Source organism: Caulobacter sp. KR2-114, assembly GCF_049446115.1.
In the GTDB taxonomy this organism is placed as follows: Bacteria; Pseudomonadota; Alphaproteobacteria; order Caulobacterales; family Caulobacteraceae; genus Acaudatibacter.
The window spans coordinates 46836-61180 of sequence record NZ_JBMSEC010000004.1; the positions used below are offsets into that span (position 1 = coordinate 46836).

Consider the following 14345-nt stretch of genomic DNA (forward strand, 5'->3'; position numbering starts at 1 on the left):
TGGCCTAAGTCTAGCCTGGGGTTTGCCGGCTGTCGCGCCCCGGACGAACGGCGATCGCTGAAACCATTAACAATTGCATGGCCCGGGCGCATACTACCGCAAGCGGTGGGAGAGCTCACATGGCCGGCAACCTCGCGGGGGCGGCGCTGACGGGTGGCTGGCGCACGGTGGGGGCGGTGGCCCCGCTGGCGGCGTCGCTGGTGCTGGGCGTGATCGGCCTGACCCTGATCGGCCAGCCGCAGAGTACGCGCAGCGAGGTCTGGGCCGTGGTGGGCGGCTGGCTGGTGATCGCCGGCGCCTCCGGCCTGGCCACCCTGGTGCTGTGGGGCCTGGCCAAGCGGGTCATCGGCATCGAGACCCACACCGCCTACGGCTTTCGCACCTCGGCCGTGGTGATGAGCATCCTGGTGGCCGGCGCCGTCTCGCCGCCCGCGATCCAGGACCTGATCCGCGTCGGCGAGGTGGTCACCCGCCTGGCGCTGGTGACCACGCCGCAGATCATGGTCGACGCCGGCGCCCGTCCGCCGCCGGCCCAGGCGGGCGCCCCGATGTCCGCCGCCCCGTCCAGTGCGACGTCCGGCGCGGCGACCCAGGACCGCCCGGCGGCCAGCCTGCTGCGCTGCATCGCCCGCAACTGGCCGTTCCGCCAGGAGCGCAGCCACTGGCGCAGCACGGCGGCCTCGACCACCGCGGCCGTCGCCGCCGCCTCGGCGAGCCCGGCGGCCGATCCCTATTGCCCGGCCCCGTCCGGCGGCTGGCAGTCGTCGGCCCAGGACTGGTTCATCTTCGTGCTGGTGATGATGCTGTGCCTGATCCTGTCGCGCAGCCTCTACGGGGCCTACGTCAACCAGTACGCGCCGGCGCCGACCCGCGTCGCCAAGGGCGCCATCGCCATCACCTACGGCCAATGGCTGGCGCTGCTGATCTACAGCGCCATCATCCTGCCGTCCGGCTACCTGGCGATCGGCTCGATGGTGCTGCTGCAGAGCCAGCCGGCGGACGCCACGGCGGCGCCGACCTCCAGGCCGCCGCCCGCAGCCCCGGACGAGGCGCTGACCGCGGCGATGCTGAAGACCAAGGACGCCGGCGAGCCGGTGGCCGGCTTCCGCTCGGCGATCGCTTACGCCGCCGACTCCGTCGACCTGAAGTATGTGAAGTACGCCTCCGGGGCGATTGCCACCCTGCCGCCGAGCCGGCTCGACGCGCGGCTGACCGAGCTGCAGTCGGTGCGCACCGTCAGCCGCGACGCCCTGGCCTCCGCCCTGCGCGCCTGCGCCGACAGCCAGACGGCGGCCCAGGCCCGGTCAGCCGCGGCCCTTGCGCCGTCTGCGGCGCCCCCCGTGACCACCGCGCCGCCCGGCACGGCGAACGCCGTCAGCGCCGCACCTTCCGGCGCCGGGTCGGCCACGCCGGCGACCGTGACACCGACGCCCGCCCCGCCCCTCGCCAGTCCTGCCGTCATGCCGGCCTCGGCCAAGGCGCCTGCGACTCCCGAAGCCTGCGCCAGCGCCGCGGCCGCCGATCCCACCAGCGACGAGGACTGGGAGGCGCCGCCCTATCCGCCGCTGAACCTGGTCGACCGGGTCTATCCCTGGCTGCAGGAGGATCGCGGCTCGCGGCCGATCCTGATGATCATGGGCCTGGTGGGCTTCGGCCTGCTGGGGGCGGCGATCCGCACCATGGGCAAGCCGGAGGACAACCTGGTGGTCGACCGCCAGGCGGCGGCCCAGGGCGGGGGGCACGCCTCCAGCACGCCCAAGCTCAATCCGACGGAATTCGGCAAGATCATCGTCCAGGGCGTGGGCGCGGCGATGGTGGTGTTCCTGGCGTTCCAGGCCGGGTCGCTGGTGTTCTCCGGCCAGGCCGCCAACTCGCCCTTCCCGCAGCTGCTGTTCTCGTTCCTGGGCGCGGTCTTCGCCCAGGAGGTCTGGGAGTGGGGCCAGGCGCAGATGAGCAAGGTGCTGAACCGCGCCTCGGGCGGCATGGATAGCGCCGAACCGGTGAAGGCCCTGCAGGACCGGCTGGACGCCGCCCAGCAGCTGGCGCGCAAGGCCCTGGTCGCGGCGCGCGAGCACGTGGCCAGCGTCGCCGACGACGGCGCGCGCACCACCGCCCGGCAGGCGATCACCACGGCGCAGACCGGCCTGGACACCGCCGTCAAGTCGGCCCGCTCGAGCCTGACCGACCTCGGCGATCTGTGGACCAAGATCCGCAAGGATCCGACCTCGGTGTCCAACACCGACTGGCGCGCCGCGCTCGCGGCGGCGGACACCGCGGTGACGGCGGCGGAGAGCGCCGCCAGCCACATGCACGAGACCGCCCTCGGCCCCGCGCCGCATGGCGCGGCGGCGTGAGCGGCGCGATCAGTCCCAGAGCGGCGGGTGGCGCGCCGACCACGGCGCCTCGGCCTCCAGCTGCGCCGCCAGGCGGAACAGGGTGGCCTCGTCGGCATAGCGGCCGCTGAACATCATGCCGATCGGCAGGCCGGCGTCGGACATCTGCAGCGGCAGGGACAGCGACGGCTGGCCGGTCATGTTGAACGGGGCGGCGAAGGGGAACACCTCGCCGTTGCGCCGGCCGATGTCGCGGGGGCTGACGGCCACCGGGTCGAGATAACCGATCGGCGGCGGGACCGTGCCCATCACCGGGGTCAGGTAGACGTCGAAGTCCTCGAACAGGGCCATCACCCCGCGCGAGAGCATGCGCATCTCCTGCTGCTCCCACATCACCTGTTCGCCGGTGGGCCGCCGCCCGCCCTTCAGCGACGCCCAGGTCAGCGGCTCCAGCTCGTGCTCCTCCGGCTCGCGGCCGATCTGTTCGATCAGCCGGCGCATGCCGGCGGCGTAGTTGGCCCCGGACCAGGCGTTCTGGGCGCCGTAGAAGGCCCGCTGGTCGACGCCGAGGCCGCGCTCGACAAGCTCGTGCCCGAGGCTCTTCAGCAGCTCGACGGTCCGCTCCAGGGCGGCGCGGATCTCGGGGGCGATGTCGCGGCCGTTCGCCGTCTCGCTGGACCAGGCGATGCGCAGGCGGCCGGGCGGGGTGGCGATCTCCTGCATGTAAGGCCGCGCCTTGGCCGGCGGAGCGTACGGACTGGCGGGTTCCGGCACGCCGGTGACGTCGAGCATGGCCGCGCAGTCGCGCACGCTGCGGGTCATCACGTGCTCCACCACATAGCCCTGGGCGAAGTCATAGCCGTCCGGCAGGTGCGGATTGCGGTCGCGCGTCACCTTCAGCCCGACCAGGCCGCACATCGAGGCCGGGATCCGGATCGAGCCGCGCCCGTCGCCGCCGTGCGCCATCGGCACGATCCCGGCCGCCACGGCCGCCGCCGACCCGCCCGAGGAGCCGCCGGCGCTGCGCGAGGTGTCCCACGGATTGCGGCACGGGCCGAACAGGGCCGGCTCGGTGGTGCCGGTGATGCCGAACTCCGGCAGGTTGGTCTTGCCGAGCGGGATCACCCCGCTTGAGCGATAGCGGCGCATCAGGCCGGAATCCTCGGTGTCGACGATCGACTGGCAGAAGCGGCTGCCGCTGGTGCGCGGCCAGCCGGCCACCTGGATCAGCAGGTCCTTGACCAGGAACGGCACGCCGGTGAACGGCCCCTCCGGCAGCGGCCCCTGCGCCGCCGCGCGGGCCTCGTCGTAGGCCTTGTGCACCACCGCGTTGATCGCCGGGTTGTGGCGCTCGATCCGTTCGATGGCGGCGTCGACCAGTTCCAGCGGCGTCACCTCGCGCCGGCGGACGAGGTCGGCCAGGCCCAGGCCGTCGAAGCTTGCGTAGTCCTTGAACGACATCGCTTTCCCTGGTCCCTTTCCTGGGGTCTTTGTCAGCCGTCTCCGCTCTAGGCGGCAGGCGGGAATATGGTAGTCTTGACTATCGTTATCACCAAGCCGGGACGCATCCAGATGGCCGAATGGAGCAATTGGTCCGGCAGTGTCGAGGCCCGTCCCACGCGGATCGAGCGGCCCCGCACCGAGGCGGAACTGTCGGCCCTGGTGGCCGGCGCATCAAGGGTCCGCGTGGCGGGGACCGGCCATTCCTTCATGCCGCTGTGCGAGACCGACGGCCTGCTGATCTCGCTGGCCGACCAGCAGGGCGACATCGAGGTGCTGCCGGACCGCAAGAGCGTCTGGACCCCCGCCGGCAAGACCGTGGCCCGGTTCACCGAGGAGCTGTGGGCGCACGGCTTGTCGATGGCCAACCAGGGCGACATCAACCGCCAGGCCATGGCCGGCGCCATCTCCACCGCGACGCACGGCACCGGCCGCGCGTTCGGCTCGCTGTCGACCCAGGTGGCGGGTCTGCGCCTGGTGCTGGCCGACGGCCAGGTGGTGGAGTGCGACAAGGATCATGAGCCGGAGCTGTTCGAGGCGGCGCGTGTCAGCCTGGGCATGATCGGCGTGCTGAGCGCCATCCGCCTCAACGTCGTGCCCGCCTTCCGCCTGCGCGAGACCAACCAGCGGCGGCCGATCGCCGAGGTGCTGGACCAGTGGGACAGCCTGGCCGACCAGCATCGGCACTGCGAGTTCTGGAACTTCCCGTACACGGACCATGTCACCTTCAAGACCCTGGACGTGGTCGAGGAGGGCGACGACCCGGACGAGGCCGACCGCTCGCGGGTGGTGTTCCAGGCGGTCAGCGATCTGGCCGCCGCCTCGCCCCGCATGGCCCCCACCCTGCAGCGGATGCTGGTGCGCCAGCAGGGCCGCTCGCTGCATTCGCGGCAGGCGCCGGCGTGGCGGATCTTCCCCTCCGACCGCGACATCCGCTTCGAGGAGATGGAGTTCGAGATTCCGGCGGCCAACGGCGTCGCCGCCCTGCTGGAAGCGCGCAAGCTGGTGCGTGACCGGCGCTATCCGATCATCTTCCCGTTCGAGTTCCGCACCGTGGCCGGCGACGACATCTGGCTGTCGCCGATGCACGCGGGGGACTGCGTGTCGATCTCGTTCCACCAGTACGCCCGCATGCCCTGGCAGGAGGCGTTCACGGCGGTGGAAGCGGTGTTCGCCGCCCACGGCGGACGCCCGCACTGGGCCAAGCGCCATACGATGACCGCAGACGACGTGCTGCGCCTCTATCCGATGGCGCAGCGCTGGGGCGCCGTGCGCAAGCGCGTGGATCCCACCGCCAAGTTCATGAACGGCCACCTGCGCGACCTGTTCGCCTTCAGCCTCTAGGACCTCCCATGCAAGCCTTCGACCTGCACCAGCACCTGATCGGCCGGCAGGGATCGCGCCGCGATCTCAACACGCCTGCCCTGGTGGTCGACGCCGACGCCCTGGAGCGCAACATCGCCAGGATGGCGGCCTTCGCCAAGGCCAGCGGCCTGTCGCTGCGCCCCCACGCCAAGACCCATAAGAGCGCGGCCATCGCCCGCCGGCAGATCGACGCCGGCGCCCTGGGCGTGTGCTGCGCCAAGCTGGGCGAGGCCGAGGCCCTGACCGAGGCCGGGATCGACGGCATCCTGATCACCTCGCCGGTGGTCGGCGCCCCGGCCGTGGCGCGGCTGGCGGCCCTGGCCGGCCGGGCCAAGGGACTGATGGCGGCGGTCGACCATCCGCACGCGGTGGCGGCCCTGGCGGCCAGCGGCGCGGCCCTGACCCTGGTGGTCGACCTCGACCCCGGCATCCACCGCACCGGCGTCGCCAGCCCCGAGGCGGCCCTGGCCCTGGCGCAGCAGATCGACGCCGCGCCGGGCCTGAGCTTCGCCGGCCTGCAGTTCTACTGCGGCTCGCAGCAGCACATCGAGGACTTTGCCGCCCGCCGCGAGGCGATCGTCGAGCGCACGGACTACCTGAAGAGCGTCATCGCCCTGCTGACCGAGCACGGTCTGGAGCCGAAGATCATCACCGGCGGGGGCACCGGCACCCACGCCATCGATGCGGAACTCGGCGTGTTCAACGAACTGCAGGTCGGCTCCTACGTGTTCATGGACAAGCAATATGCCGACTGCGACCTGGTGGGCGACGGGGCCCAGGCGTTCGAGACCAGCCTGCTGGTGGACGCCCGGGTGATCAGCGCCAACCACCCGATGCTGGTCACGGTGGACGCCGGCTTCAAGGCCTTCGCCACCGAGGCAGGGCCGCCGCCGGTGGTCTCCGGCGCGCCGGACGGCTCGCAGTACCGCTTCATGGGCGACGAGCACGGCGCGCTGATCCCGCCCAAGGGCGTGGCGCCGCCGGCGCTGGGCGAGGTGGTGACCTTCGCCGCCCCGCACTGCGACCCGACGGTCAACCTCTACGACGCCTACCATGCCGTGCGGGGTGACACCCTGGTGGATATCTGGGCCATAGAAGGACGCGGCCGCTCGGCCTGATTCCGAGTCTCGCCGACGGGGGGCGCATGGCGGGCAGGCCGAAGGCGCGGATGGTTCGGGTGCTGAGCGCCGCGGCGATGGACACGGCCCGACGCGGCCTCGCGGTCGTCCCGATGGCGGCGGGGGCCTTCGCCGGTCCCTGGGCCGTGATGTTCGAGATCGACGAGAGCGTCCGCGGCGTCGCCCTGGAATCCAACTTGCTGATGCTCGCCGCCATGATCGGCCTCGGCGGAGCGATGCAGTCGCTGCTGCTGGCGCTGGGCGCGGCCGACCTGGGGCCGGTGCGCGCGCGCTGGCGGGCGGACGCCTGGACGATCGCCCGGCGGCTCGGCGTCGACCTGGGCCTCAACCTGACGGCCCTGGTGCTGGTCTGCCTCGCCGCCGTACTCCTGGGCGTCGCCGCCGGGGTGGCGGTGAGCATGCTCGCCCCGACCGGGGATGCGGGCAGCTGGGCGGCGTTGGTCGGGGCGATCGCCGGCGGGGTGCTGGCCGCCTTCCTGCTGGCACGATGGGCTCTGGCGACGGCGGCGGCGCACGTGGAGGACCTCGGCGTGGTGGAGGCCCTGCAGCGAAGCGCCGAGCTGACCCGTGGCCACCGCCTGAAGATCGCCGCCGTCCAGGCGCTCTACCTGTGCGCCTGGCCAGGCCTGTTCTTCGCAGCCTTCTATCTCAGCGAGCACGCCGCAGCGTTGGGCGTGCGCAGCGCCCAGCGGTTCGACCAGGCCAGCCTTGAGGCGGCGTTCACCCTGCTGGGCGTGCTCGCCGGCTACGAGAGCTTCGCCAAGGTTCGGCTGTACCGCGAGGTCGCCACCATGGAGGGGGAAGTTGGGCAGGCCCGCGTGCTGGAGGTGTTCGCCTGATGGTGGCGCAGGAGCACGCAGGTCCGGACCCACGCGCCGCCTCCTGGACCCTGCAGGTCTTCCGCGACGCCCTGGCCGCCGGTCGGCGCCGGCCGCTGCCGTCCGCGCTCCTGGCCCTCGCCCTGTTCGCCGCGCCCGAGGCCGCAGCGGTGGGCCTGGAGGTGTCCCACCTGACGGATCTGCCGTTTCCCATCGCGCCGCTGGCGATCTTCGGCGGCCAGTGGCTGCTCGGCGTCGTCCTGCAGGTGGTGGTGACCCGCGCGGCGATGGGCGAGGCGCCCCGGACCGGCCAGGTGCGGCAGAACCTCCGGCTGGCCGCGGGAACCCTGGCCTGGCAGGGCGCCTGCACCCTGCTGCTGGGTCTGGCGATGGCGGCCGGCCTGCTCGTGGCGACCGTGGCCGACCAGGCCATGCGGCTGCACCTGGGCGAGAGCGGGCTGGTGCTGAGCGGGGCGACAGTGGGAGGCGTCTCCGCGACTCTGCTGATGGCGCGATGGGCGCTGGCCGGCCCCGCGCTGGCGACCCGCGACCACCCCGGCCTGCGCGCGGCGCTGCGGCGAAGCGCCGAGCTGTCCCGGGGTCACCGCCGCGGCCTGGCCGCACTGCAGATGGTGTTCCTGGGAGGGGTGCTGCTGATGCTGCTCGCGCTGGTGATCATGGTCGCGACCAAGATCGGCGGACTCAGCGCGCTGGCCTACCTCGCCCTCCTGCCGATCACCGGCCTGCTGCTGTCGTTCGACACCCTGCTGAAGGTGGCGGCCTACCGGACCCTGGGCGGCCGCGAGGCGATCGACGGCGCGGCCGGCGTCGCGGCGGTATTCGAATAGGCCGCAAGCCCACCGCGAGCCCCTCGCCTCAGGCCTCAGGTCTCAGGCCTTGTCGAACTTGTCCTTGCGGCGGTGGCCGAACAGCAGCCGGTTCTCCAGCCGGTTCCGCAAGGCGGCGTAGTAGGCGGCCAGGAAGTCGGCGTCGCTCTCGCCGGACGGGCGCCAGTCGATCTTGCGGCGGATGCGCTCGGCCACCGCGGCCATGGTGCGCGCGTCGCGGCGGCGCAGCACGTCCTCCAGCACCTGCAGCTCCTTGATGCCGTAGGCGGCGGTCTGCTCGGGGGTGAAGGGGAAGCGCACCAGGCGCTCGTGCGCGTCCTGCGCCAGGTCGATGGCCAGAGCCCGCCGCGGCGCCTTCACCACCCAGGTGCCGGCCAGGAAGTCGCCCACCCGCAGGCGGTCGCGGTTGAACAGCGGGAAGAACATGAAGATGCCGGTCCAGACGATGCCCGCCAGGATGATCCAGCCGTCCACCTGTTCGCCGCCGGCCAGGGACATGATCCAGCCGATCAGGATGAAGGTCAGCGGCATGAAGACCTCGATCTCGCGCATCGCATTGCGCGTGAAGATCGCCTCGCTGGTCAGCCGGCCGCCGTCGCGCGAAGCGACCCGCAGGCCCAGCATCATCTTTCCGGGCGTCGCCGCCCGGGGCCGCAGCTCGAAGAACACGAAGTAGAAGTTGCGCAGCAGGAAGAGCACCAGCAGCTGCACCGCCCAGACGAACTCGGCGCCCTGGTCGCCGCCCTTCAGCGCCCTCTGGATGCCGAAGCTTTCCAGGATCAGGCCGAACAGCCACGACAGCAGGATGATGCTGAAGAAGCTGATCACCTCGTCCAGCAGAAAGGCCGCCGCCCGCTCGCCCGCGCCGCCCAGCTGCAAGCGAAGGTCGACGCCCTCCGGCGTCACGAACTCGCGCACCAGCGGATTGGCCGGGTCGACCGGCGCCGGCCTGGGCCGCCTCGGGCGCCCGAACAGGCCGCGGCGGGGCGCGGGGGCGGTCTGCGACGGGGCGGCCATCAGGCGAGCCGCCTGCGGCGCGGCAGGTAGAAATAGGTGAGCCACAGCGTCAGGGTCACGCCGGCGATGGTGTAGCGCTGCCAGTCGATCAGGATCGTCTGGCGGCCGACGCCCTCCAGCAGACCGGCGACGACCAGCATCGCCACCACGCCGATCATCACCACCCCCGCCTGCCGGCCGGCGGCCGCCGCGGCGTCGATGCGGGTCTTCTCGCCGGGGAAGGCCACCGCCCAGCCGATGCGGAAGCCGGCCGCCCCGGCCAGGATCACCGCGAACAGCTCGGTCGAGCCGTGGATCATCAGCCAGCCCAGCAGCTGCCAGCCCAGCCCGCGCGAGGCGTAGAGCGCCAGCATGGCCCCGAACACCAGCCCCTGTTCGGCGATCAGCAGGGCGGTGGGCAGGCCGAAGGCGAAGCCCAGGGCGAAGCAGAAGATCGACACCTGGGCGTTGTGGGTGAACAGGAAGACGGCGAAGGCGCCCAGGAAGTGCTTGCTGTCGTTGTCGTACAGCACCTTCTTCAGCGACTCGGTGGAGGCGGCGAAGTCGCGCCCCTGGGCCATGCCGCCGACCATGGTGTCGTACCAGCCGTTGTCGCGCAGCACCATGAAGTAGGCCGCGCAGGCCGCCACCAGGAAGATCGCCGCGCAGATCGCCGTCTCGCGCCACAGGCCCTTCACCGCTTCCGGCCAGTCCTGGCGGAAGAACCGGGTCAGCCGCTGCAGCAGCCGGGTGCGCGGTCCGTAGACGAAGAAATAGGCCCGGGTGGTCAGGCTCTCCAGATAGCCGATCAGGCTGGCGTCCAGCGAGGTGGCGCGGGCCATCGACAGGGATGAGGTGGCCGCCCGGTACAGCACCGGAATCTGCAGCAGCTCGTCGTCGGCCAGGCGCGACGCGCGCCCGCCCTCGGCCTTCTTCAGCAGGCTTTCCAGGCGACGCCAGTCGCCTTCCCGTTCCGCCCGGAAGCGGTGGCTCTTGAGCTGCAGGTCCCTCACATCAGCTCCCGTCGCTTGAGGTCCAGATAGGCGCTGATCAGGGCCGGGCCGAGGCGGTCGGCGGGGGCGTCGACGATGTGCGCGCCCAGCCGGCGCAGCCGTCCCGTCACCACCTCGCGCTCGCGCAGCAGCGCCTCGGCCGTCACCGCCCGCGACACGTCGTCGGCGTCCACCGGCTCGCGCCGGGCGATCGCCTCCAGCTCCTCGTCGCGCAGCACCACGAACAGCACCAGATGCTTGCGCATCAGCCGCGCCACGTTCTCCAGCATCAGCTCGGCGCTGGTGGTGTCGGCGAAGTCGGTGAAGATCACCACCAGGGAGCGCCGCTCCAGGGCGCCGGCGAGCTGGGTCAGGCCCAGGGTGAAGTTGGTCTCTTCCGTCGAATAGTCGATGGCGCTGGCGACCCGCTGCAGCAGCGGGAAGGCCCCGACGCCGGAGAGCACGCCGCTGAACACCCGCGGCTTGGCGTCGAAGGCGAATATGCCGGCCCGGTCGCCCAGGCGCAGGCTGACGTAGGCCAGCAGCAGCGCCGCGTTCAGCGCCCGATCGATGCGCGGCGCGCCCAGCAGCGGGTCGCACATCAGCCGCCCGCTATCGATGGCGAACACCACCGGATGGTTGCGCTCGGTGCGGAACTCCTTGGCCAGCAGCTTGGTGTGCCGGGCCGACTGCTTCCAGTCGATGGTGCGCGGGTCCATGCCGCCGACCAGCTCGCGCAGGGCGTGGAACTCCGAGCCGTCGCCGGTCTCCAGCTGGGTCTTGAGACCGAACAGGGCCTCGCGCGAGAACATCCGGATCGCCTCGTCCTTCACCGCCTGGATGTTCGGAATGATGGCGATCTTGCGCTCGGGCGCCTCGCGCACCTGTTTCCAGACCAGGCCGAGCGGACCGCGCCAGCGCAGCCAGACGTTCTGGATCTCGCCCTCGCCGCGCCGAAGCGGGGTGAGCGTGGTCGAGGCCTCCGCCTCGCCGGCGTGGAACTCCGCCGACAGCCGGTCCGGCGCGGCGACCAGCCGCTCGTTGGTCTCCACCGCGATCTCGGCGCGCCGCGGCGCGCCGCGGTCGAACACCGCCTTGACCTTCAGCGCGCCTTCGCCGGCCATGCCCAGGGCGCGCGGGCTGTCCAGGGTGAGCTCGACCCGGGCGCGGGCCGGGCCGATGAAGGCGTCCAGCAGCACCAGCCCGACGATCAGCGCCGCCCAGCCGCCGCCCACCACCCAATAGCCGGGCGAGATCAGGCCGATCAGCAGCGCCACGGGCGCGCCGACCGCCATCAGCAGGACCGCCCGGCTGGTGGGATAGATCATCGCGGGGCTTCGATCCGCTCGATCAGGCCGGTCAGGGTGTCATCCACCAGCCGCCCCTCGATCTCGGCCGCGGGTGACGGGATCACGCGGTGGCGAAGGGCCGGCAGCGCCAGCGCCTTGACGTCGTCGGGGATCACATAGTCGCGGCCCTCCAGCGCGGCGCGGGCGCGCGCGGCGATGGCCAGCATGGCGCCGGAGCGGGGGCTGGCCCCGGTCTCCAGGTCCGGCGTTTCGCGAGTGGCGCGGATCAGGGCGACGATATAGCCGACGATCTGTTCGGCCAGGCGGATGCCGGCCACGGCCTCGACCGCCCCGGCGATCTCGGCGGGCCCGCCCACCGGCGACACGCCCAGGCTGGCCGGGTCCGGATTGCCGGTGCGCTGTCCGTGAGCGGCGACGATGGCGCGCTCCTCGTCGGCCGAGGGATACTTCAGCGTCTGCTTGAACAGGAACCGGTCCAGCTGCGCCTCCGGCAGCGGATAGGTGCCCTGCTGCTCGATCGGGTTCTGCGTGGCCACGACGGTGAAGCGCGCGCTGAGCGGATGCGACTTGCCGTCGATGGTGACGTTGCGCTCCTGCATGGCCTCCAGCAGCGCCGCCTGGGTCTTGGGCGGGGTGCGGTTGATCTCGTCCGCCAGCAGCAGCTCGCAGAAGATCGGCCCCTTGGTCAGGCTGAACGCCGAGGTCTGGAAGTTGAACAGGTTGGCGCCGATGATGTCGCCGGGCATCAGGTCCGGCGTGAACTGGATGCGTCCGTACTCCAGGCCGAGCGTGCGGGCGAAGCACTGGGCCAGGAAGGTCTTGGCCGTCCCCGGCGGACCTTCCAGCAGCACGTGGCCGCCGGCCAGCAAGGCCGTCAGCATCAGGTCGACGGTGTCGGACTGACCGACCACGGCCTTGGCGATCTCGGCGCGCATGCCGTCGGCCAGGGCCTTCACTTCATTGACGTTCACGCGTCATCTCCAGTCTCCAGCGGAACAGGCGCCTGGCTGCGGCCAGGACCTGCTCGCGATTGGCGGCGCCGCCGATGATGGCGGTCAGTTCGGAAAGGCGGTCCTCGGCGCCGCGCTGGGCGCCCATGCGGTCGAGGAACCGGGTCAGGGCGTCGCCGGTGAGTTCGCGCGGAACGCCTGTCGCGCGGGCGGCGAGGTTGCGGGTCAGTTCGGCGTAGCGCAGGCCCATGCGGTGCTCGCGGCCGGTGAGGCGGATCAAGGCGGCGGTGTTGTCGGCCAGGGCTTCCTTGCCCAGGGCGAACACCCGGCCGGCGCGGCGCGTGGCGCCGAAGCGGCAGGCGGCCTGGAAGCCGGCCAGGCAGGCGGCCAGGAACAGGCACAGGGTCACCGCCAGGAACGGCGGGTCGAACAGCAGCCGCATGACGTTCCGCTCGCGGGCGAAGCCGTCCAGCGACACGTCGAACAGCACCGGCCCGTCGCCGGCCTTCAGGGTCTCGACGATGCGGGCCCCGGCCAGCGCATTGTCCACCGACTTCAGGCCGTGGTTGTCCAGCAGGTCGGGGTCGGACAGCACATAGACGTTCGACTTCGGGTCCCGCCCGAGGACCGTGGCCCCGGTTTCGTCCTGCAGCACCGGGATCAGGTCCTTGGTCTGCAACACCTGCAGCCGGTCGATCGGACCGGTGCGGAAGCTGAGGCTGTCGCCGAACACGTCGCCGCGCGCGAACAGGGTCGCCGGCGAGGCGCCGGGGCGCCGTGCGGGGGCATAGCCGCCCAGCAGGCTGGCCTTGTCGAGCCGCGTCAGGTCGATCGGCCTGCCCTCGCCGACCCAGCCGCGGCGCAGGAAGTCCGGGAAAGCGTTCCACTTGGGCAGCACCAGCAGCACCGGTCCGCCGAAGTTGAGCGCCTTGACGTCGGCGAGCTTGCCGTCCAGCGGCGGCGTGGCGATCAGCAGCCCCTCGGCGTGTCCCTTGCTGAGCTTGTTGCGGCTGATCACCACCGTCTGGCCCGCATCGCGCAGGAACTGCGCCATGCCGGCGTAGCCTACCGCCGAGCGGGACAGGGCGTGCGCGCCGCCATCGTCGCCGCCGCGCAGGTCGCGCTCGTAGGTTCCCAGCACCACCAGGGCGGAAAAGGCGAACACCCCCACCAGCACCAGCCAGATGGCGGTGATCGGGTTGAACAGGCGCTGCACGACCGGCGCGTCGCGCTCGACCGTCAGGCCGACGCCGGCCGCGCCCCGGCCCCTGACGCCCAGCGCGCTCACGCCCACACCTCGGGAAAGGCAAAGGCCTCGTAGGCCTGCCGGCAGTCGGCGAATCCCGCGCGGTCGACGGGGCGGCCGCCGAAGAAGCTGGCCTCGACGACCCGCGCGATCAGGCTGAAGGCGGGACGGGCGGCGGCCGGCAGGCCCTCCAGCGCGGCGATGTCGCGGGCGGTGAGCGCCGGGCGCACCAGCCGGGGCCGGCGCCCTTCGATGTCGTCGATGCTGCGGAACAGGATCACCCGCACCGCCTCGTCGTAGCGCCCCTGGGCGGCCAGGGCGTCGGCGTCCTCCAGCAGGGCCCTGGCCTTGACCGCGTCCGGCCGCCAATCCACCGGCTTGTTGCGCGCGGCGGCGCGGCGGCGGCGCTCGAAGCGCACGCCGGTCAGCTCGCGCACGATCAGGAACACCAGCAGCAGGGCGATGGCCCCCACGCCGACCCAGAACAGGATCTTCAGCGCCGGCAATGCCCAGTCCACCAGGTGGGCGATGAAGCGCTGCAGCGCCAGCAGCCAGTGCGGCGGCGGCTTGGGCGGCGGCGGGGGCTTCTCGGGCGCCGCGAAGTCGAACTGGATGCGCTTGTTGGCCAGCAGCTTGGCGTGCGCGGCGCGCAGGGCGTCGAGCCCCGGCCCCGACGCGGGCGGGGCGGCAGCGGCGGGCGCCGGCGCGGGCACGCTGGACGCTACGTCTGCACTGGCCGCCAAACCACCCCCCGTCGCACCCGGCGCTCCCCGCCCGTCAAGGCCGGCGAACGCCAAGCCACATCATCGCGGGTATTTCAGGCGCTGGCTACTACCGGGCGGTGAAGA

General features: G+C 72.2%; 12 protein-coding genes. 5 read left to right on the forward strand and 7 right to left on the reverse strand.

Annotation, left to right across the window (positions count from 1 at the left end; genetic code table 11):
• Positions 1 to 119: 119 nt before the first annotated feature.
• A complete protein-coding gene (locus ACO2Q3_RS15575; RefSeq protein ID WP_423308088.1) occupies positions 120 to 2354 on the forward strand; it encodes a hypothetical protein in 2235 nt (744 codons plus the stop codon).
• A 9-nt stretch (positions 2355 to 2363) separates the two neighbouring features.
• On the opposite strand, the gene ACO2Q3_RS15580 is transcribed toward ACO2Q3_RS15575, so the two are convergent.
• Positions 2364 to 3794: an amidase gene (locus ACO2Q3_RS15580; RefSeq protein WP_423308090.1), complete on the reverse strand. Its 1431-nt coding sequence runs from the start codon at positions 3792 to 3794 to the stop codon at positions 2364 to 2366.
• A 75-nt stretch (positions 3795 to 3869) separates the two neighbouring features.
• Here ACO2Q3_RS15580 and ACO2Q3_RS15585 point away from each other — a divergent pair, with 75 nt between their 5' ends.
• Genes ACO2Q3_RS15585 through ACO2Q3_RS15600 form a run of 4 tightly spaced genes read left to right on the forward strand, consistent with a single transcriptional unit; the run spans position 3870 to position 8003 of the window.
• Positions 3870 to 5177 carry a D-arabinono-1,4-lactone oxidase gene (locus tag ACO2Q3_RS15585; RefSeq protein ID WP_423308092.1) on the forward strand — a complete coding sequence of 436 codons (1308 nt, stop codon included), beginning with the start codon at positions 3870 to 3872 and terminating at the stop codon, positions 5175 to 5177.
• An 8-nt stretch (positions 5178 to 5185) separates the two neighbouring features.
• On the forward strand, positions 5186 to 6316 hold the full coding sequence (locus tag ACO2Q3_RS15590) for a DSD1 family PLP-dependent enzyme (protein WP_423308094.1): 1131 nt from the start codon (positions 5186 to 5188) through the stop codon (positions 6314 to 6316).
• Positions 6317 to 6342: 26 nt separating this feature from the next.
• Positions 6343 to 7176, forward strand: coding sequence for a hypothetical protein (locus tag ACO2Q3_RS15595; protein ID WP_423308096.1), 834 nt, complete (start codon positions 6343 to 6345; stop codon positions 7174 to 7176).
• On the forward strand, positions 7176 to 8003 hold the full coding sequence (locus ACO2Q3_RS15600) for a hypothetical protein (RefSeq protein WP_423308098.1): 828 nt from the start codon (positions 7176 to 7178) through the stop codon (positions 8001 to 8003). The genes ACO2Q3_RS15595 and ACO2Q3_RS15600 overlap by 1 nt, the downstream gene beginning before the upstream one ends.
• A gap of 42 nt (positions 8004 to 8045) precedes the next feature.
• Here ACO2Q3_RS15600 and ACO2Q3_RS15605 read toward each other — a convergent pair whose 3' ends face one another.
• Genes ACO2Q3_RS15605 through ACO2Q3_RS15630 form a run of 6 tightly spaced genes read right to left on the reverse strand, consistent with a single transcriptional unit; the run spans position 8046 to position 14240 of the window.
• Positions 8046 to 9020 carry an RDD family protein gene (locus tag ACO2Q3_RS15605; RefSeq protein WP_423308100.1) on the reverse strand — a complete coding sequence of 325 codons (975 nt, stop codon included), beginning with the start codon at positions 9018 to 9020 and terminating at the stop codon, positions 8046 to 8048.
• Positions 9020 to 10012: a stage II sporulation protein M gene (locus ACO2Q3_RS15610; RefSeq protein WP_423308102.1), complete on the reverse strand. Its 993-nt coding sequence runs from the start codon at positions 10010 to 10012 to the stop codon at positions 9020 to 9022. The genes ACO2Q3_RS15605 and ACO2Q3_RS15610 overlap by 1 nt, the downstream gene beginning before the upstream one ends.
• A complete protein-coding gene (locus tag ACO2Q3_RS15615) occupies positions 10009 to 11319 on the reverse strand; it encodes a DUF58 domain-containing protein (protein ID WP_423308104.1) in 1311 nt (436 codons plus the stop codon). The genes ACO2Q3_RS15610 and ACO2Q3_RS15615 overlap by 4 nt, the downstream gene beginning before the upstream one ends.
• A complete protein-coding gene (locus tag ACO2Q3_RS15620; RefSeq protein WP_423308904.1) occupies positions 11316 to 12236 on the reverse strand; it encodes an AAA family ATPase in 921 nt (306 codons plus the stop codon). The genes ACO2Q3_RS15615 and ACO2Q3_RS15620 overlap by 4 nt, the downstream gene beginning before the upstream one ends.
• A gap of 22 nt (positions 12237 to 12258) precedes the next feature.
• On the reverse strand, positions 12259 to 13539 hold the full coding sequence (locus tag ACO2Q3_RS15625) for a hypothetical protein (protein WP_423308106.1): 1281 nt from the start codon (positions 13537 to 13539) through the stop codon (positions 12259 to 12261).
• Positions 13536 to 14240 carry a DUF4129 domain-containing protein gene (locus ACO2Q3_RS15630; protein ID WP_423308108.1) on the reverse strand — a complete coding sequence of 235 codons (705 nt, stop codon included), beginning with the start codon at positions 14238 to 14240 and terminating at the stop codon, positions 13536 to 13538. The genes ACO2Q3_RS15625 and ACO2Q3_RS15630 overlap by 4 nt, the downstream gene beginning before the upstream one ends.
• Positions 14241 to 14345 lie beyond the last annotated feature (105 nt).

Bases quoted from the DNA above. Each gene is read 5' to 3' on its own strand.
- ACO2Q3_RS15615 (WP_423308104.1), bottom strand. From the start codon at position 11,319: ATGATCTATCCCACCAGCCGGGCGGTCCTGCTGATGGCGGTCGGCGCG.
- ACO2Q3_RS15595 (WP_423308096.1), top strand. From the start codon at position 6,343: ATGGCGGGCAGGCCGAAGGCGCGGATGGTTCGGGTGCTGAGCGCCGCG.
- ACO2Q3_RS15575 (WP_423308088.1), top strand. From the start codon at position 120: ATGGCCGGCAACCTCGCGGGGGCGGCGCTGACGGGTGGCTGGCGCACG.
- ACO2Q3_RS15620 (WP_423308904.1), bottom strand. From the start codon at position 12,236: ATGCGCGCCGAGATCGCCAAGGCCGTGGTCGGTCAGTCCGACACCGTC.
- ACO2Q3_RS15590 (WP_423308094.1), top strand. From the start codon at position 5,186: ATGCAAGCCTTCGACCTGCACCAGCACCTGATCGGCCGGCAGGGATCG.
- ACO2Q3_RS15600 (WP_423308098.1), top strand. From the start codon at position 7,176: ATGGTGGCGCAGGAGCACGCAGGTCCGGACCCACGCGCCGCCTCCTGG.
- ACO2Q3_RS15580 (WP_423308090.1), bottom strand. From the start codon at position 3,794: ATGTCGTTCAAGGACTACGCAAGCTTCGACGGCCTGGGCCTGGCCGAC.
- ACO2Q3_RS15605 (WP_423308100.1), bottom strand. From the start codon at position 9,020: ATGGCCGCCCCGTCGCAGACCGCCCCCGCGCCCCGCCGCGGCCTGTTC.